This window comes from Endozoicomonas sp. ALC020 (assembly GCF_049275935.1).
Lineage (GTDB): Bacteria > Pseudomonadota > Gammaproteobacteria > Pseudomonadales > Endozoicomonadaceae > Endozoicomonas_A.
On the sequence record NZ_CP184830.1, the window covers coordinates 5,020,622 to 5,041,600 of the forward strand.

Here is a 20,979-nt window from a genome sequence, read left to right on the forward strand (position 1 = left end):
GCCTTTCACCACCCCTATCAGGAATACATGGACTCGTAAAAAATGCCCAAAATTTGAATGATCGTCCACTGCCTTTCCTTCAAGCCAATCACATGTTCCTCCTGATTATTGACCGTTAATACACTAAGCCCCTGGAAACAGAAAAATACCCACCTTGCTGTTGGGTTCTGGCAGGGCTTTTTTTTCTGGTCTGGAAATACACGACTTTGCTTTTTCAGTTCCTGCCTGATTCTTTGCTGGATAGCAGCATAGACCATCAGGCATAGAGTCATCACCATTAACAGGGCTTCAATACGTTCCGCTTTCTTCAGATAGAGCGAAGAGACTAGAAAGTCCGGGCTCTTCAGGAACCGAAAGCCGCCTTCAACTTTTTGTTGCGACTTATAAGTAGACAGCAGCTCAGAGGCATTCAAACTATTTTTATCCAGTTCATTGGTGCTTAGGATAAAACAACCCAGTGAGGCTTCTGCATGCTCCCTTTTCTCGCAGGAAACAAAGCATTCAGCCTGCACAAAGTACTCGAAGTGATCAGGCTTGCTATCCGGCGATGGTCTTCCTTTGCCCGAATAGCAGGGTTTACGGATAACCTCTGGCTCTGTTTCGCTTTGGCAAAGTTTCGATTGTTTCTGCCACAAGGCAAAAGCCTTCAATGCATCGTCCCGGCACAAAAAGGCCTTTTTGCTCAGCTTCTCCAGATCACGGGCCTCTTTCAGTGACTGCTTTTGCATCTTTCGGGTCAATGTTTTCCGTTCACTAAGCCCGCGCTTTTTGTTGAGAAACAGGAACCATCGTTGCTGAACCCCTCCGTAGCAGGAAGGCACTTCAGCTGAGTAGTAATCTTCATAGCCTTCAACAGGCACCAGCGACATGGTTGGCGCTTTGCAGACCAGCTCCTTTGCCTCCTTGATGTTCAGGGGCACCCGGGAGATAAACAGCTGCTTTTGCTCATCAAGCAACTGAAGGGTTTCTGCAACATACATGGCAGCATCAGCAACCAGATAGCGGCTATTCAAAGCGGCCTTAAAACATGACAGATGATTTTTGATAATTTCCTGAAAACAGGTTTTGTCGTTTACATTACCGCTGGCAGGGGCCATAAACACAGGGATGCCCGCCTGATTTTCAGTCATTAACTGCAAGACTACCTGATTCAGGTCAGGCCGGTGGTCACGGCTGTAACCTTGGCAGATATGAATACAATTTAAGTCGTCTGGATTGTCATGACTGTTATAGACTCCATCCACATGAAAGCTGGTGCCATCCAGATTTAATGCCTTGCAAGGAAGTTTCAGATGATTGACGACCTTGACGGCCAGATTGAGATACAAGTCGCTAACACCAGCGTCGTACAAACTGTCGAGAGCCCGACCAAGTACCTTGTCGTTCAAGTGTTCAGCCTGAATACCTTCCCCGATAAGGCGGTCAATCGGCTTATCCTCAAAAAACTCAGGGAGCATGTACAGAGTTTGCCCCGTAAAGCCCAAGCCATTGATGATCATTGCAACTACAGCTTGTCCAATAGTGACATTACGAACATCGGAGTCATTTGTGATACGGGCATCAATGTATTCGGCTATCTTTAACTCCCGACACATAGCGGCAACCAAGCCAAGGTGGTTGAGGTTCTTAGACTGGTATTGAGCTTGAGGCATGTTGGTGCACCTGAATGTCTGTTTATTTCTTTGACAACAGATTTTAGGCAAATATCAATCGGGGTGGTGAAAGGCAGTAACATGAAAGGGATATCTTGATGTTACCTGCAACTAGATTTGACATTTCAAATTCTCAAAGCTTGGCAACCGTTCCCAATCAGAATACTGAGGTCAACAGTTCAATTGAAAGGCATTTCAGTGATCTTGATCCCAGTGGCGTTCGCGATCCAACGTCGCTTACCAGGCGCACCTGCCGCTCCCCTGCTTCAGATCAGGCTGCTGGCTATTCTCCCTCCAAACGGCAACAACTCGGGGGCAAGGGGATGTTTTTGTTGCGCATGAAAGAAGCCGGTCTGTCTGTTCCGCACTTCGAATGTGTTACGGCTCAAGTGATGCATGCGCTTGAACAACACCCTCTCGATCGCCATCTTTTAGAGCGCTATTTTCCCGGGTTTGTTTATGAACCGGCGACGGAGACCAGCCTGAAGAACATCCGGGAATACCTCAATACCATGTTGCCTTCAGAGCAAACCAAAAGGTATGACTGGCTGGCGGGTCTGGTGCAACTTATTGTCAGTGATGACTATTACCAGCAGGTTAAGGGTTCTGAAGCGGCCCAACACATCAAGGGGCTGCGCCGACAGTTGGACCGATCCTCCAAATCGCAGCCCGTTATTGTCCGCAGTTCCGGCATTAATGAAGATAACTACGGCGATGCCCAGGCGGGTAAATACCTCTCGGAAGTTCAGGGAGATGAGGATGTTTTGCGTACCTGCCTCAGGGTTATGGCTTCAGCTTACCGACCTGAAGTCTGTTCCGAAGGCATATCATCCCCCATGGCGCTGGTCATCCAAGAGTGCATTGACTGCCAATACGGCGGGGTCGCCATGAGCTTTCAATCCTTTGAGGATGGTACCGTCAGGGTTGAGTACACAATGGGTCAGCCCAGAGGTGTAGTGGCAGGACAATCCGGTAACAGGCCCCACCGCATCGATATTTATCGCGGGGATAGTGAAGAAGAAACTAACAGCTTTCAATTCTTTCCCGGGACGATCTCGAGTCGTTACATCCTGCGCAAAAATGATAATGGCTATTCGGAAACAAGAATGGATGATGCCGATGCCCAATCAAACGACGTTGAGCAACAACTCACTGATGACATGGTTGCAGACCTCAGGCAGATGGTGACAGAGCTGGAAAAACTTTTGCTCTGCCCTGTGGATGTGGAGTTTGCCATAGACCATCAAGGTCGCCTGTTTCTGTTGCAGGTGCGCCCTGTCACCCGACTCTCTGGCGGCCTGGATTTCGCCATCCCCATACCTGAAGAGACTCTGGCCATTGGCGAGGGTGTCAGCGAAGGTTATTGCACCGGAAGACTCTGGCTGGCTGAAGAACAAGCGGCAGGCTCTATGCCAGAGGGAGCCATTGTCGTGGCCCGACACGCTCAAGACTGGATGCTTGAGCACGGGTTCCTGAAGCGGGCAGGAGGCTTTGTTACTGCCACAGGAGGATTCAATGATCATGTAGCGATCCTGATGAAACAGCAACGAAAAACCCTGATGCTGGCCGGTGACCAGTTTGAGTCCGTGGCCGCTCAGGTTGGCCAACAGGCGACGCTGGCCTGTGCCCGCTTTGAAGGTAAGCCTGGTGCCTTTATTGTTGCCGGTGACATGACCGGGAAACTGTTGAGTCACGGCATTCTATCCTCTGCTGCTTCTGATGAACCTTCAGCAAAAGCCATCCCTTCATGGGATGATTTGTCCCTCTCAGAAGGCGCACTCCGTCAGGTCGCCAGCGGATTTCAATGGCTCACGGACCAAAATGCCCGCTTGTTGGCATTTTTTGCCTCCGGCGGCGGACTGGATTGTCTGGCAAACCCGGTAAAACTGAGCATGTCGCCACAACGATCAAAGCGACTGGCAGAGACCTGTGACAGCATAAATCGACTGGTTTATGGGGCTAAAGCACTGCTGGATGGGTACAAGGCATTCCTGCAACTGGCTGTTGAGAGAAGTTCAGACCGCGTCGAGTCATTGCGGAATGAATTACCGCAGCTGAGCAACCGGTTCGAGAGGTTGAAACGGACCATTCAATTCGGGTTAGAGCGTATCACTCTTCCCATGCAAGCTGCCGAAGGAGAGAAGGTATCCCCCGTAACCTTTCGTCAGTGGGTGGCAGACTGTCATCAGCTACAATCCTGTCTTCAAGCACTTAACCCTGGAAAGGCTGAGCAGGTGCGAAGTGTCCATGAGCTGATTTTTGCCCTGCATCAGCGTTTTGTGGAGGCATTGGCACCGGTCACTCTGGCTTCGGGTCAGGGTGAGGTATCTACGGTAGATGACATCATCTTTGTCGATTGCACGACACCGGGTGCAGAGGCACCGCTATTGAGACCATCCGGCAAAGCGTACATAGAAGGTTTAGAGCTTTCAGGAACTGTCGTCAGTATGGATGATGCCTTGATTGTTAACCTGAAGCTTGGAAGTCATATGAGCCTTGTCGAGCTGCTTGAACACACAGAGGGGGGTAAGGGACGAACCTTGCGGCTGAAATTTTCTGACCGGTTTCGGAGCCCTGATGGCAGTGGTGAGCATGGTAAGTTAAAGCGTATGTGGTTTTTAGTGCAGCTACTGAAAGTGATCAACCTGGGTGAAAAGGCTGATAGCATGAAGCTGGGTTGTAACGCCGTGGCGGGTGAAATTATCGTCGAATACTCCGGTATGAAATCACGTAAAGCCATGCAGGATGCCTTTGAAAAACTGATGATTGTGTTAAATGGTATGGCTGAGCTTGATTTTTTCTTCAGGGATAGGCAAACATTTGCAGAAGATCATTGGGACTTTAGCTTGCTAGCGCAAAGCCTTAATCCCGAAGTTATGACAGAAGCCGACAGATTCACTTTTCAATATTGTCTTTTTACAATGTATTATCTGAGGGATTTTTGCCGTATTAATCCCGAATGCTGCCAGTTGTTAAGCAACCACCTTCAACAGTTTGTTTATTATGCTGAGCAGTTGGGGAAGTGTTGCGCGTTGGTCTATTCCGAGAAAAAACCGGAGGACAGTCTGAGGGAAATTTTAATGAGTGTTGAGATTAGTGAGGATATCCGCAGGGAACTCTTGCATCATTTTTTATTATCAGAACGCCATTACTCTATAGGACTGATTGAGTATTTTTATCCTGATTTGAGAGGTCAATACTTTATTATCAAACCATCACGCGATTACACGCTGACCTTTGATGTTCCACCGTCTCAGTCGCTGTTGGATATCAAAGGAACGCTGAAGGAAGCCTTGGTGAAGGGTGGGCTGGAATATGTCAGCCAAGGGATTCGAAGTGATAAAGAGCTTGTATTAGAAGCCCTGGCTGGGCATCCATCGGACGTGAAATATGCAGGTAAGGAGCTGAGGGGTGATAAACAAGTTGCCATAGCCGCAGTCACCCGGAGAGGCTGTCTCCTGTTTGACGTCAACTCGAAACTTCAGGATGATGATGACGTTATCAAAGCCGCTATCAAACAGAATCCAGGTGCTCTGGAGTTTGCCAGTGAAAGAATCCGAAGGGATAAAAGCATTATTAATAGTGTGATTAAACATGGCGTTTTTTACTTGCAAGATGCCAGTGAAACTTTGTTAAATGATCGCGAGTATATGCTTGACTTAATTGCAGAGTATCCTGAAGCATTCCAATATGTGGCTTCCGGGCTTAAAAGTGATCAGAATTTTATCGATTCAGTAATGCTTAGAAACCCCAAAGTTGATAAATACATCAGATATTTTTTAGATAGTGTCTGATCTGTTCTGACAGCAATGGCCAGTGCAAGCTGCGTTGCTAACTTATTGGTCGTAAGATCATAAAAAACTCCGGGGTCAGCTAATAAATAACAGAAAACATTAACATAAGAGAGATGTCATAATGTTAAATGCTGATTTTGGTACATCAAAGCCTCCAATCCTGAGAAGGATTCCCAATCAGAATAACCGAGCTGATAGTTCACCCGAAAAGTATTTCAGTGACCCTCAGTCCTTTGGCATTCGATCCATTCAAACTCCTTTATCCCGGCGTCTCTGTGGTTTGTCTGTTTCAGATCAGGCTGACACACTCCGCGAACAACTTGGAGGCAAGGGGATGTTTTTGTGGCGCATGAGCAAAACCGGTTTATCTGTTCCGCCATTCCAATGTGTGACAACCGGGGTCATGGCTGCTCTTGCACGTTATTCTCTGGATACCCGTCGTTTATCCCACTATCTTCCCGGGATTGACCACGGACAGCAGGCACAGACCAGCCTGACGAAGATCAGGGAATACCTCAATGCCTTGCCACCTTCGGAGCAAACCAAAAGAGATGAATGGTTGGCGGGTCTGGCGGAATTTATTGCCAGTGATGACTGTTACGAACAGGTTAAAAATTCTGAAGCTGCTCAAAAAATCAGGGATCTGCGTCGTCAGCTGGATGGAACCTGCACATCACAGCCGGTTATTGTCCGCAGTTCCGGCATTAATGAAGATAACTTCGGCGATGCCCAGGCGGGCAAATACCTCTCGGACGTTCAGGGAGATGAGGATGTTTTGCGTACCTGCCTCAGGGTTATGGCTTCAGCTTACCGACCTGAAGTCTGTTCCGAAGGCATACCCTCCCCCATGGCACTGGTCATCCAACAGTGCATTGACTGCCAATACGGCGGGGTTGCCATGAGCTTTCAATCCTTTAACGATGGTACCGTCAGGGTTGAGTACACAATGGGGCAGCCCAGAGGCGTAGTGGCAGGGCAGTCTGGTAACAGGCCCCACCGCATCGATATTTATCGCGGGGATAGCAAAGAAGAAACTGACCGCTTTCAATTCTTTCCCGGGACGATCTCGAGTCACTTTATCCTGCAAAAGAACAATAACGGCTATTCAGAAACAAGAATTGATGATGCCGATGCCCAATCAAACGACGTTGAGCAACAACTCACTGATGACATGGTTTCAGACCTCAGGCAGATGGTGACAGAGCTGGAAAAACTTTTGCTCTGCCCCGTGGATGTGGAGTTTGCAATAGACCATCAAGGTCGCCTGTTTCTGTTGCAGGTGCGTCCTGTCACCCGACTCTCTGGCGGCCTGGATTTCGCCATGCCCATACCCGAAGAGACCCTGGCCATCGGCGAGGGTGTCAGCGAAGGCTATTGCACCGGACCGCTCTGGCTGGCTGAAGAAGCAGCGGCAGACTCTATGCCAGACGGAGCCATAGTGGTGGCCCGACACGCTGAAGACTGGATGCTTGAGCCCGGGTTCCTGAAGCGGGCAGGAGGCTTTGTCACTGCCACAGGAGGGTTCAATGATCATGTAGCGATCGCCATGAAACAGAAACGAAAAGCCCTGATGCTGGCCGCTAGTCAGTTCGCGGCAGTGGCCGCTAAGCCTGGCCAACAGGTGACGCTGGCCTGTGCCCACTTTAACGGAAAGTCCGGAGCCTTTATTGTTGCCGGTGACATTACCGGGGAACTGGTGAGTCATGGAAGCCTGTCTGATCTGCCGCCAGTAAAAGCCGTCCCGTCACGGGATGATTTGTCCCCCTCAGACGACACATTCCATACGGTCGCCAGCGGTTTTCAATGGCTCACGGATCAAAATGCCCGGCTGTTGGCATTTTTTGCCACCGGCGGCGGGCTGGACTGTCTGGCAAATCCGGTAAAACTGAGTATGTCGCCACAACGATCAAAGCGACTGGCAGAGACCTTGGACAGCGTAAATCGACTGGTTCATGGGGCTCAGGCGCTGCTGGATGGGTACGAGGCATTCCTGCAACTGGCTGTTAAGCAAAGTTCTGACAGAGTCGAGTCATTGCGGCAAGAGTTACCGCAGCTGAGCAACCGGTTCGAGATGCTGAAACAGACCATTGAATCCGGGTTAGAGCGTATCACTCCTCTCATGCAAGCCGCTGAAAAAGAGAAGGTATCCCCGGTAAGCTTTCGTCAGTGGCTGGCAGACTGTCATCAGCTACAATCCTGTCTTCAAGCACTCAACCCGAAAAGCGCTGAGCAGGTGAGAAGTGTTCATGGGCTGATTTTTGCCTTGCATCAGCGTTTTGTGGAGGCACTGGCACCGGTCACTCTGGCTTCGGATCAGGGTGAGGTATCTACGGCAAATGGCATCACTTATGTTGATTGCACGACACCGGGCGCAAAGACGCCGTTATTGAGACCGTCCGACAAAGTATCCATTGAAGAATCAGGGCTCTTGGGGACTGTCATCAGTATGGATACTGCCTTGATTGTTAACCTGAAGCTTGGCAGTCATATGAGCCTTGTCGAGCTGCTTGAAAACGCAGAGGGAGGTAAAGGACGAACCTTGAGGCTGAAATTTTCTGACCAGTTTCGGAGCCCTGATGGCAGTGATGAACACGGTAAGTTAAAACGTATGTGGTTTTTAGTGCAGCTACTGAAAACGATCAAGCTGGGTAAGGAGGCTGTTAGCATGAAGCTGGGTTGTAACGCCGTGGCGGGTGAAATTATCGTCGAATACTCCGGCATAACATCATGCAAAGCCATGCAGGATGCCTTTGAAAAACTGATGATTGTGTTAAGTGATATGTCTGAGCTTGATATTTTCTTTACTGACAGAAAGACATTTGCAGAAAATCATTGGGATTTTAACTTGCTTGCACAACGCCTTAATTCCGATGCTATGACAGAAACCGATAGATTCACCTTTCAATATTGTCTTTTCACAATGTATTATCTGCGTTTATGCCGTCTTGTTCCCGAATGCTGCCAGTTACTAAGCAACCACCTTCAACAGTTTGTTTATTATGCTGAGCAGTTAGGGGAGTGTCTGGCGTTAGTAAATTCCAAGAAAAAACCGGAGGATAGTCTAAGGGAAATTTTAATGAGTGTTGAGATTAGTGAGGATATCCGCAGGGAGCTCTTACATCATTTTTTATTGTCAAATCGCCATTACTCTATAGGACTGATTGAGTACTTTTATCCGCATTTGAGAGATCAATACTTTATTATCAAACCATCACGGGATTACACGCTGACATTTGATGTTCCACCGTCTCAGTCGCTTTCGGATATCAAAGGAACGGTGAAGAAAGCCCTGGTGAAAGATGGACTGGAATATGTCAGTCAACGGATTCGAAGTGATAAAGAGCTTGTATTAGAAGCTGTTACAGGGCATCCATCTAACCTGAAATATGCAAGTCAGGAACTGAGGAATGATAAACAGGTTGTCATAGCCGCAGTTACTCAGAGAGGCTGTTGTCTGATCGACGCCAGCTCGAAACTTCAGGATGATGATGACGTTGTCAAGGCCGCTATCAAACAGAGTCCAGATGCTCTGGAGTATGCCAGTGAAAGAATTCGAAGAGATAAAAGCATTATTAGTAGTGTAATTAAACAAGGCGTTTGTCACTTGCGATATGTCAGTAAAACCTTGTTAAATGATCGCGAGTATATGCTTGACTTAATTGCAGAGTATCCTGGAGCTTTCAAACATGCGGCTTACAGGCTTAAAAATGATCAGGTTTTTATCGATTCAGCAAGGCTTGGAAACCCCGAAGTTGATAAATACGTCAGGTATTTTTTAGCCTGAATTATGAACTTTATAAAAATATTATTGTCAAATGTAAAGGTAATGACCAGTCGTTGATTCATGGATGATTATTAACGTGAGAGGGATACCTTTATGTTACCTTTACCACCTGCAACCATTGGCAGATCAGATTTTCAAAGTCTGGCAATTGACCCCAATCATAAGGCTGAGGCTGATCGTTCAGCCAAAAGGTATTTTGGTGATCCTGAAGCCACTGGCGTTCCCGACACAAGGTCACTAGCCAAGCGCAAATGCTGTTCTCCTGTTCAAGATCAGGCTGATCATTGTTCCCCTGCCAACCGGGCACTAGTTGGGGGCAAGGGAATGTTTTTGCAGCGTATGAAAGCAGCCGGTTTGTCTGTGCCACCGTTTCAGTGTGTGACAACTCAGGTCACCAATGCGCTGGAACAATACCCTCTGGATAGCCAGCGTCTGGAACCCTATTTCCCCGGGATCGGCGATGAACCGGAGGCGGAGATCAGTCTGGCAAACATCAGGGAATGCCTCAATGCGATGCTGCCTTCAGAGCAAGCCAGAAGAGACAGCTGGCTGGCGGGTCTGGCGAACTTTATTGCCAGTGATGACTTTTATGAGCAGGTTAAAGATTCTGAAGCGGCCCAACACATCAGGGATCACGGACTATCAACATCAGGGCCGCTTATTGTCCGCAGTTCCGGCATCAATGAAGATAACTACGGCGACGCCCAGGCGGGCAAATACCTTTCGGAAGTTCAGGGAGATGAGGATATTTTGCGAACCTGTCTAAAGGTTATGGCCTCAGCTTACCGGCCTGAAGTCTGTTCCGAAGGCATACCGCAACCCATGGCGCTGATTATCCAGGAGTGTATTGACTGCCTGCACGGCGGAGTCGCCATGAGTTTTCAATCCTTTGATGATGATACCGTCAGGGTTGAGTTCACACGGGGGCAGCCCAGAGGGATAGTGGCCGGGCAGTCCGGTAACAGGCCCCATCGTATTGATATTTTTCGCAAGGAAGGCGCCGACAGCTATCAATACTTTCCCGGGACCATCTCAAGTCATTACATCCTGCGTAAAGACAATAACGGCTATTCGGAAATAAGAATGGATGATGCCGATGCCCAATCAAACGACGTTGAACAACAACTCACTGATGACATGGTTGCAGACCTCAGGGTGATGGTGACAAAGCTGGAAAAGCTGTTGCTCTGTCCGGTGGATGTGGAGTTTGCCATAAACTATCAGGGTCGTCTGTTCCTGTTGCAGGTGCGTCCTGTCACCCGACTCTCCGGCGGCCTGGATTTCGCCATGTCCATACCCGAAGAGACCCTGGCCATTGGCGAGGGTGTCAGCGAAGGCTATTGCACCGGACCACTCTGGCTGGCTGAAGAATCAGCGGCAGACTCTATGCCAGAGGGAGCCATAGTCGTGGCCCGACACGCTAAAGACTGGATGCTTGAGCCCGGGTTCCTGAAGCGGGCAGGAGGCTTTGTTACTGCCACAGGCGGATTCAATGATCATGTCGCGATCCTGATGAAACAGCAACGAAAAACCCTGATGCTGGCCGCTGACCAGTTTGAGTCCGTGGCCGCTCAGGTTGGCCAACAGGCGACGCTGGCCTGTGCCCGCTTTAACGGTAAGCCCGGTGCCTTTATTGTTGCCGGTGACATGACCGGGAAACTGTTGAGTCACGGCATTCTATCCTCTGCTGTTTCTGATGAGCCTTCAGCAAAAGCCATCCCTGCATGGGATGAATTGTCCCTCTCAGAAAGCGCACTCCGTCAGGTCGCCAGCGGATTTCAATGGCTCACGGATCAAAATGCCCGCCTGTTGGCATTTTTTGCCACCGGCGGCGGGCTGGATTGTCTGGCAAACCCGGTAAAACTGAGCATGTCACCACAACGATCAAAGCTATTGGCAGAGACCTTGGACAGCGTAAATCGACTGGTTCATGGGGCTCAAGCGCTGCTGGATGGGTACGGGGCATTCCTGCAACTGGCTGTTAAGCAAAGTTCAGACAGAGTCGAGTCATTGCGGCAAGAATTACCGCTGCTGAGCAACCGGTTCGAGATGTTGAAACAGACCATTGAATCCGGGTTAGAGCGTATCACTCTTCTCATGCAAGCCGCTCAAGAAGAGAAGGTATCCCCGGTAAGCTTTCGTCAGTGGGTGGCAGACTGTCATCAGCTACAATCCTGTCTTCAAGCGCTCAACCCTGAAAGCGCTGAGCAGGTGCGAAGTGTTCATGAGCTGATTTTTGCCTTGCATCAGCGTTTCGTAAAAGCGCTGGCACCGGTCACTCTGGCTTCGGGTCAGGGTGAGATATCTACGATCAACGACATCACCTATGTTGATTGCACGAGTCCGGGCGCAGGGGCGCCGTTATTGAAGCCGTCCGACAAAATATTCATTGAAGGATCAAGGCGCTCAGGGACTGTCGTCAGTATGGATGATGCTCTGATTGTTAACCTGAAGCTTGGCACTCATATGAGCCTTGTCGAGCTGCTTGAACACGCAGAGGGAGGTAAAAAACGAACCTTGCGACTGACATTTTCTGATCAATTTGATAGATCTGATGATTTTGATATATCCGGCAAGTTCCGGCGCATGTGGTTTCTGGCGCAATTATTGAGAGAGATCAAACTGGATGAAAATGCTGATAGCATGAAGCTGAGTTGCAACGCTGTTGCGGGTATAATGACCGTCGAATGCCCCCGAATGAAATCAACTCAAACCATGCAGGCTGCCTTTAAAAAACTGATGATTGTGTTATGTGCTTTGAGTAATTTGGATATTCGTTTGAATTACGGACCCATTTTTGAAGGAGGCCAGTGGGACTTTGACTTGCTTGCCCAGCGCCTTAATCGTGATATTGCGACAGAAGCGGATAGATTCGCCTTTCAACGTTGCCTTTTCTTAATGTCTTTTCAGAATAAAAGAGAGTGGTTCAGTATTGCTCCTTGCTGTGAGTTATTAAGCAGATACCATCAACAGTTTATTTATTATGCTCATCGCTTATGTGTTTATTGTTTGTCATTGAAAAGTCGGGAAAAACCTGAAGAAACTGCGCGGGAAATCTTGATGAGTGATGAGATGAGTGAACAGACCCGCAGGGAACTCTTGCACCATTTTATATTATTTAATCCCATAAGTACTATTAGATTGATTGAGGAAGTGTATGACATCGGATATCAATGCTTTGTTATCAATCCATCTTGCAATTACAAATTGGAGTTTTATGTACCACCGGGCCAGCCACTTGAGGATCATAAAGAAAAGATCAGGAATGCCGTGCTGAAGCATGGATTGGAATATGCCAGTCAACGGGTTCGAAATGATAAATACTTTGTATTACCCGCCATTACAAAAGATCCCTCACAACTGCGAGATTTGAGTGAGGAGCTGAGAAATGATAGCGATGTCGTCAAGGCCGCTATCGAAACGTCTTCCACACTTCTGGTTCATGCAGGTGAGAGAGCCCGAGGGGATATAAAGGTTATTCGAGTGGCCATTGCTAAGAGTATTTCCAGCTTATCATTGGCCAGTGAAAAGATTTTGAAGGATCGCGAGTGTATGCTCGAATTAATTGAAATAAATCCTCAGGCTTTCAATTATGCTGCTTCCGAGCTTAAAGGTAATAAAGCTTTCATCAATGCAGCAAAACAAAGAAACCCTGAAGTTCATGAATTCCTCAGATAATCTGCGAACAAGGTCTGATCGATTCAGATAATGTTGACCAGTGCCAACCCCGTTGTTGTTATTTTTCTACTGTGTGCCTGAAGCTGACGGGGGAACTTTATAAAAACATTATTGTCAAACGTAAGGGTAACGACCAGTCGTTGATTCATGGATGAATATTAACGTGAGAGGGATACCTTTATGTTACCTTTACCACCTGCAACCATTGGCAGATCAGATTCTCAAAGTCTGGCAATTGACCCCAATCATAAGACTGAGGATGATCGTTCAGTCAAAAGGTATTTTGGCGATCCTGAACCCATTGTCATTCCCGACACAAGGTCACTAGCCAGGCGCAAATGCAGCTCACCTGTTGCAGATCAGGCTGCTCATATTTCTCCTGCCAACCGGGAATTACTTGGCGGCAAGGGAATGTTTTTGCAGCGCATGAAAGCAGCCGGTTTGTCTGTGCCACCGTTTCAGTGTGTGACAACTCAGGTCACCAATGCGCTGGAACAATACCCTCTGGATAGCCAGCGTCTGGAACCCTATTTCCCCGGGATCGGCGATGAACCGGAGGCGGAGATCAGTCTGGCAAACATCAGGGAACGCCTCAATGCGCTGCTGCCTTCAGAGCAAACCAAAAGACACAGCTGGCTGGCGGGTCTGGCGAACTTTATTGCCAGTGATGACTTTTATAAGCAGGTTAAAGATTCTGAAGCGGCCCAACACATCAGGGATCACGGACTATCAACATCAGGGCCGCTTATTGTCCGCAGTTCCGGCATCAATGAAGATAACTACGGCGACGCCCAGGCGGGCAAATACCTTTCGGAAGTTCAGGGAGATGAGGATATTTTGCGAACCTGTCTAAAGGTTATGGCCTCAGCTTACCGGCCTGAAGTCTGTTCCGAAGGCATACCGCAACCCATGGCGCTGATTATCCAGGAGTGTATTGACTGCCTGCACGGCGGAGTCGCCATGAGTTTTCAATCCTTTGATGATGATACCGTCAGGGTTGAGTTCACACGGGGGCAGCCCAGAGGGATAGTGGCCGGGCAGTCCGGCAACAGGCCCCATCGCATTGATATTTTTCGCAAGGAAGGCGCCGACAGCTATCAATACTTTCCCGGGACCATCTCAAGTCATTACATCCTGCGTAAAGACAATAACGGCTATTCGGAAATAAGAATGGATGATGCCGATGCCCAATCAAACGACGTTGAACAACAACTCACTGATGACATGGTTGCAGACCTCAGGGTGATGGTGACAAAGCTGGAAAAGCTGTTGCTCTGTCCGGTGGATGTGGAGTTTGCCATAAACTATCAGGGTCGTCTGTTCCTGTTGCAGGTGCGTCCTGTCACCCGACTCTCCGGCGGCCTGGATTTCGCCATGTCCATACCCGAAGAGACCCTGGCCATTGGCGAGGGTGTCAGCGAAGGCTATTGCACCGGACCACTCTGGCTGGCTGAAGAATCAGCGGCAGACTCTATGCCAGAGGGAGCCATAGTCGTGGCCCGACACGCTAAAGACTGGATGCTTGAGCCCGGGTTCCTGAAGCGGGCAGGAGGCTTTGTTACTGCCACAGGCGGATTCAATGATCATGTCGCGATCCTGATGAAACAGCAACGAAAAACCCTGATGCTGGCCGGTGATCAGTTTGAGTCCGTGGCCGCTCAGGTTGGCCAACAGGCGACGCTGGCCTGTGCCCGCTTTAACGGTAAGCCCGGTGCCTTTATTGTTGCCGGTGACATGACCGGGAAACTGTTGAGTCACGGCATTCTATCCTCTGCTGTTTCTGATGAGCCTTCAGCAAAAGCCATCCCGTCATGGGATGATTTGTCTCTCTCTGAAGATGCACTCCGTCAGGTCGCCAGCGGATTTCAATGGCTCACGGATCAAAATGCCCGGCTGTTGGCATTTTTTGCCTCCGGCGGCGGGCTGGACTGTCTGGCAAATCCGGTAAAACTGAGTATGTCGCCACAACGATCAAAGCGACTGGCAGAGACCTGCGACAGTGTAAATCGGCTGGTTGATGGGGCTCAAGCTCTGCTGGATGGGTATGGGACATTCTTGCAACTGGCTGGTAAGAGGTGTTCACACAGGGTCAGGTCATTGCGACAAGAAGTACCGCAATTGAACGACCGGTTCGCAATGTTGAAAAAGACCATTCTATCCGGGTTAAAGCGTATTATTCTTCCCATGCAAGCCACTGAAAAAGGGAAGCTATCCCCGGTAATGTTTCGTCAGTGGGTAGCAGACTGTTGTCGGCTACAATCCTGTCTTCAAACACTTAACCCTGAGGAGGCTGAGCAGGTCCGGAGTGTCCATGAGCTGATTTTTGCCCTGCATCAGCGTTTCGTGAAAGCGCTGGCACCAGTCACTCTGGCCTGGGGTCAGGACAGTCTGTCCATAAAAAGGAAAATCACCTACGTTGATTGCACGACCCAGGGTGAAGAGGCGCCGCTGTTGAGGCAGTCCAGCAGAGCATTCATGGAAGAGTCAGGGCTTTCAGGGACTCTTATCAGTATGGATGAAGCCTTGATTGTTAACCTGGATCTTGGCAGCCATGTGAGCCTTATCGAACTGCTTGAACGCGCAGAGGGAGGGAAAGGACGCACCTTGCGGCTGACATTTTCTGACCAGTTTGTTAGCACTGATTACGCAGGTAAATCCGGCAAGTTAATGCGTATGTGGTTTCTCGCGCAATTACTGAGAGAGATCAAACTGGCTGATAATCCTGATAACATGAAGCTAAGTTATAACGCCGTAGCGGGTGAAATTATCGTCGAATGTTCCCGAATGACAACACGTCCAGCTATGCAGGATGCCTTTGAAAAACTGATCACTGTCTTACCTGCTATGTCTGATCTGGATCTGCATTTGAAGTGCAGTCCCATTTTTGAAGGAAGTCAGTGGGACTTTAACCTGCTTGCACAACGCCTTGAACGTGATGTTGCCACAGGAGCGGATAGATTTGCCTTTCAACATTGCCTTTTTGTCATGTTTTATCGGATTGCGGGTGGTCAATACTCGACTGCCGCTTTCTGCTGGCTGTTAAGCAAACACCAGCAAGAGGTTGCTCATCATGCCCGCCGGTTGGGCGCGTGTCAGTGGTCGTTGTTGCTTAAGAACAAACCGAAAGAGAGTCTGCGGGAAATCTTAATGAGTGATGAGATGAGTGAGGATATCCGCAAGGAACTCTTACATCATTTTTTATTATTCGATCCCAAAAGCGCTACCCGATTGGTTGAACAACTGTATGACCTGGGAGATCAATACTTTGTTATCAAGCCATCTTACGGTTACAGATTGGAATTTTATGCGTCACCTCAGGCACTGTCCGGGGATCATAAAGAAAAGGTCAGGAATGCCGTGCTGAAGCATGGTTTGGAATATGCCAGCCAACGGGTTCGCAATGATAGAGACTTTGTATTACCCGCCATTTCAAAACATCCCAAACAACTGCAATATTTGAGTGTGGAGCTGAGGGATGACAGCGATATTGTTATGGCCGCTGTCGAAAAAAATCCCTTAGCTCTGAATTATGCCAGTGAAAGACTCCGAAACGATAAAAACATTATTCGAATGGCCATTGCTGAGAGTACTTATCCCCTATCATTTGCCAGCGAAAAAGTTTTGAGTGATCGCGAGTGCATGCTCGACTTAATTGCAAAAAATCCTCAGGCTTTCCATTATGCTGCTGTAAAGCTTAAAGATGATAAAAAATTTATCAATGCCGCAAAACAAAGAAACCCCGAACTTCGTAAATACCTCAGATAATCTGCAAACAGGGTCTGATTGATTCAGACAACGCTGACCAGTGCCAACACTGTTGCCAGCCTGTTGTTGCTTTTTCTAATGCGTGCTTGAAGCTGACGTGTGAACTTTATAAAAACGCCATTGTCAAAGGGGGGAGAGGGAAATCTAGATGTTGTCTGTTAATGAAGTGCGCAATAGGGAATTAGAAAGTTCGATTGGTATTAGTGGAAAACCAGAGAATGATAAGTACGTCGTCATGGCTGCGGTCACTCGGTATGGCAACGGGCTGGCAGATGCAAGCCCGGAGGTTGAACATAAACATCAGAGGGATGTCTCAGTTACATGCCAATTCTGATCGTTCAAATCAGCAAATCCCGACAACCATTCCAAATCGGATTACCGGGGCTCTCAGTTCAGTTAACAGGGCTAACCTTTTAGCCAAAAGATATTTCAGTTATCTGGTTGCCAGTCCCATTCCCTGCCAGACACTACTGGCCAATCGTGTCTGTCGTATACAGACTTCAGTTCCACTCAATCAGGCTGCTGACCAGTCTCGCCCCAACCGCGCACTGCTTGGGGGCAAGGGAATGTTTTTGCAGCGCATGAAGGCAGCAGGTCTGCCTGTTCCACCCTTCAAGTGTGTTACTGCTCAAATCATGAATGCGCTTGAACAATATCCTCTGGATAGCCATCAACTTGCTCGCTGTCTCCCGGGGATTGTTCATCAACAGAAGGCTCAGACCAGCCTGATTAACATCCGGAAATACCTCAATGCCCTGCCATCTTCAGAACAAGTGAAAAGGGATATCGGGCTGGCGGGTCTGGCGAAATTTATTGCCAGTAATGACTTTTACGAACAGGTGAAAGATTCTGAAGCGGCCCGATACATCGGGGAACTGCGTGCTCAGCTGGACGGACCATGGACACAGCCGGTGATGGTTCGCAGCTCTGGCATCAGCGAAGATAATTACGGCGATGCCCAGGCGGGCAAATACCTCTCGAAAGTTCAGGGAGAAGAGGATGTTGTGCGAACCTGCCTTGAGGTTATGGCCTCAGGTTACCGGCCAGAAGTCTGTCCCGGAGTTATACCACCCCCCATGGCGCTGATCCTCCAACAGTGCATTGACTGCCAATATGGTGGGGTCGTCATGAGCTTTCAATCCTTTCAGGATGATACCCTCAGGGTCGAATACACACCGGGTCAGCCCAGAGGCGTTGTGACAGGACAGTCCGGTAACAGGCCCCATCGCATCGATATTTCTCGCAAAGAAAGCGTTGACAGCGCTCACTATTTTCCCGGAACGATTTCAAGTCGCTTCATCCTGCGCAAAAACACGAATAATAACGGCTATTCAGAAATAAGAATTCATGATGCGGATACTCAATCAGACGACTTCAGTCAGCAACTCAGTGATGACAGGGTTTCAGCACTCAGGGAGATGGTGACAAAGCTCGAAAACCTCTTGCTCTGTCCTGTGGATATGGAGTTTGCCATCGATCATAAGGGGCGCCTGTTCCTGTTGCAGGTGCGCCCTGTTACCCGACTCTCTGGTGGCATGAGTTTTGCCATGCCGATACCCGAAGAGACTCTGGCCATCGGCGAGGTTGTCAGCGAAGGCTATTGCACCGGACCACTCTGGGTAGCCAAAAAACAAAAGGCAGACTTGATGCCAGAGGGAGCCATTGTCGTGGCCCACCACGCGCAAGAGTGGATGCTTGAGCCTGAGTTCCTGAAGCGGTCAGGAGGGCTTGTCTTTGATGAAGGAGGATTCAATGATCATGTAGCGATCCTCCTGAGACAGAAAGCAAAAACTTTGATGCTGGCTGCTGGCCAGTACCCGGCCATAGCCGCTCAGGACGGCCATCAGGTTACACTGGCCTGCGCTCGTTTTAAAGGGACGCCCGGTGCCTTTATTGTTGTCGGTGACCATAGCGCAAAACTGACCAGTTTCAGAACGCCATCCAGTGCTTTTTTCGATGAAACCTTACCGCAAACCATCCCGACACAGGATGATTTGTCCCTCCCTGAAGGCACATTTCGTCAGGTCGCCAGTGGCTTTAAGTGGCTCACAGATCAAAATGCCCGACTGCTGCTGCTCTACGCCCCAGGCAGTGGCCTGGATTGTCTGGCAAATCCGATAAAACTGAGTATGTCGCCACAACGAGCAAAGATACTGGCAGAGACCAGGGAATGCGTAAATCGGCTGATTTATGGCGCAAAAGCCCTGTTGGAGGGTTACCTGGCCTTCTTGCTGCTGGCGCGTAACAGCAGGGCACCCAAGGTCGGGCGATTGCTGGATGAATTACCGCTATTAATCAACCGGTTCGAGACGTTGAAACAGACTATCCGAGCAGAGCTGGAGGCTATCATCCTGCCACTGGATGACTGTGAAGATGGGAAGATATCGTTTCGTCAGTGGCTGGCCGCCTGCCACCGGCTACAATCCTGTCTTCAGGCACTCAACCCTTCAGAGGCTGAGCAGGTGCGCAGTGTCCATGAGCTGATTTTTGCCCTGCATAAGCGCTTTGTAGAGGCACTGGCTCCGGTCACTCTGGCCTCGGGTCAGGGCAGATCGTTCAAGGAGGAAGAAGTCGCTTATGTTGATTGTACGACTCCGGTTGGCTCGGGTGAAAGGACTCCGCTATTGAGTCCCTCCTGCAAGGCATCCCTCAAAAAATTAGCCCGTCCGGCGACGGTCATCAGTATGGATGATGCCTTGATTGTGAACCTTAAGTTAGGACATCACCTGGCGCTTATCGAGCTGCTTGAAAACGCAGAGGGGGGTAAAGGACGAACCTTGCGATTGAAATTTTCTGACGAGTTTGATGCCATTGATGGCACGGATGCACCCGGCAAATTGAAACGTATGTGGTTTTTGGTGCAATTACTGAAAACGATCGAACTGGATAAAAATGCTGCTGGTATGAAGCTCAGTAGCAACGCCGTAGCGGGAGAAATTATTGTCGAATACACCCGAATGACATCACGTCAAACCATGCAGGATGCCTTTGAAAAACTGATGACAGCTTTGCATGCTATTCAGGATATGGATATTTATTTAGAGGACTGCAGCCTTTTTGAAGGGGATCAGTGGGATTTTGACTTGCTTGCGCAACGTCTTGACAGAGATACAGCGACAGAAGCTGATAGGTTTGCTTTTCAGCATTGTCTTTTCTCAACGATTTATGACTATTCCACGATTACTCCCGATTGTTACCAGTTATTAAGTAAACAACACCAACAATTTATTGATTATGTTCAACGGTTAGAAGAGTGGTGGAGAAAGTCGGAGAACCATTTTCGGGAAGTGTTAATGAGTAATGAGATCAGTGAGGACACCCGCAGGGAGCTTTTACATCATCTGTTATTGATAGATGCCCAAAACGCTATGCCATTGGTTGAGGCTGTTTATCCCGATTTGAGAGACCAATACTATATTGTAAAACCATCAGCCTGCAGTTATAGCCTGGAGTTTGATGTTCCATCAGGTCAGTCGCTTCCGGAAGACAGAGAAAAGGTCAAGAGTTTCTTTCTGAAGTATGGGCTGGAATATGCCAGCCAACGGGCTCAAAATGATAAACATCTGGTATTAGCTATCACTGCAGCACATCCCCATAACCTGAAGTATTTGAGTGAAGAACTGAAAGCTGATAAAGAGGTCGTCCTGGCCGCAGTCACTGGAGATGGCGGTCTGCTGGAATATGCCAGCTCGGGACTTCAGGATGATGATGAGGTTGTCATTGCTGCTATCGCACAGTATCCAGGCGCTTTTAAGTACGCAAGTCCAAGAATTCGAAGCGATAAAAACATGATTAAAATCTTGATAGCTGATGATATCACTCACTTAAGACATGCCCACAGAGCGGTATTTCATGATCGCGAGTATATGCTGGACTTAATTCAGGAATATCCTCTGGCTTTCGAATATGCTGCCTACAGACTTCAAGAAGATGAGGACTTTATTGATGCAGCAGTCCAAAGAAATTGCGAAGTTCTTAAATACATACGCAAGTAAGAAGTTCGGAATGCTCCATTTTTTATCCTGATTAAGCTCTGTGCTTGCAGCGAATGGCGGAACTCTATAAAAATTCTCTTGTCAAATCAAAGGTAAGTAGCTAACCAGTTGGTTTCGTATATTCTGGACGGCGGCTTTTTCCATCCTTCTGCGTTCCAACTCTGGTTGCCTGGCTATGGCTACACGCCCGTCGTTGCGCCTTGAAGGATGAAAAAATCCACTCGCCAGAATATGCGAAACCAACTGGCCAGGTACTTAAAGGCTCACTCTGGTCACCCAGTACAAAAGTAAATAAAACGAGGGTTTTCTTT

General features: G+C 48.7%; 6 protein-coding genes. 5 read left to right on the forward strand and 1 reads right to left on the reverse strand.

What is annotated here, in order from left to right:
- Positions 1–17: 17 nt before the first annotated feature.
- On the reverse strand, positions 18–1,652 hold the full coding sequence (locus ACOJUO_RS18625) for an IS1634 family transposase (protein WP_422137187.1): 1,635 nt from the start codon (positions 1,650–1,652) through the stop codon (positions 18–20).
- Positions 1,653–1,750: 98 nt separating this feature from the next.
- Here ACOJUO_RS18625 and ACOJUO_RS18630 point away from each other — a divergent pair, with 98 nt between their 5' ends.
- From ACOJUO_RS18630 to ACOJUO_RS18650, 5 genes are all read left to right on the forward strand, one after another.
- Entirely contained in the window at positions 1,751–5,446 is a 3,696-nt protein-coding gene (locus ACOJUO_RS18630; RefSeq protein WP_422137778.1) for a PEP/pyruvate-binding domain-containing protein, read from the forward strand.
- A 121-nt stretch (positions 5,447–5,567) separates the two neighbouring features.
- Positions 5,568–9,230, forward strand: coding sequence for a DUF4116 domain-containing protein (locus ACOJUO_RS18635; RefSeq protein ID WP_422137779.1), 3,663 nt, complete (start codon positions 5,568–5,570; stop codon positions 9,228–9,230).
- 93 nt (positions 9,231–9,323) lie between these two features.
- Complete coding sequence (locus ACOJUO_RS18640) at positions 9,324–12,908, forward strand: PEP/pyruvate-binding domain-containing protein (RefSeq protein ID WP_422137780.1); 3,585 nt, start codon at positions 9,324–9,326, stop codon at positions 12,906–12,908.
- Between the two features lie 180 nt (positions 12,909–13,088).
- A complete protein-coding gene (locus tag ACOJUO_RS18645; protein ID WP_422137781.1) occupies positions 13,089–16,673 on the forward strand; it encodes a DUF4116 domain-containing protein in 3,585 nt (1,194 codons plus the stop codon).
- A 218-nt stretch (positions 16,674–16,891) separates the two neighbouring features.
- Entirely contained in the window at positions 16,892–20,668 is a 3,777-nt protein-coding gene (locus tag ACOJUO_RS18650) for a DUF4116 domain-containing protein (protein ID WP_422137782.1), read from the forward strand.
- Positions 20,669–20,979 lie beyond the last annotated feature (311 nt).

Excerpts from the sequence above, each read along its gene's own strand:
- ACOJUO_RS18630 (WP_422137778.1), top strand. The coding sequence starts at position 1,751 with ATGTTACCTGCAACTAGATTTGACATTTCAAATTCTCAAAGCTTGGCA.
- ACOJUO_RS18640 (WP_422137780.1), top strand. The coding sequence starts at position 9,324 with ATGTTACCTTTACCACCTGCAACCATTGGCAGATCAGATTTTCAAAGT.
- ACOJUO_RS18645 (WP_422137781.1), top strand. The coding sequence starts at position 13,089 with ATGTTACCTTTACCACCTGCAACCATTGGCAGATCAGATTCTCAAAGT.
- ACOJUO_RS18625 (WP_422137187.1), bottom strand. The coding sequence starts at position 1,652 with ATGCCTCAAGCTCAATACCAGTCTAAGAACCTCAACCACCTTGGCTTG.
- ACOJUO_RS18650 (WP_422137782.1), top strand. The coding sequence starts at position 16,892 with ATGATAAGTACGTCGTCATGGCTGCGGTCACTCGGTATGGCAACGGGC.
- ACOJUO_RS18635 (WP_422137779.1), top strand. The coding sequence starts at position 5,568 with ATGTTAAATGCTGATTTTGGTACATCAAAGCCTCCAATCCTGAGAAGG.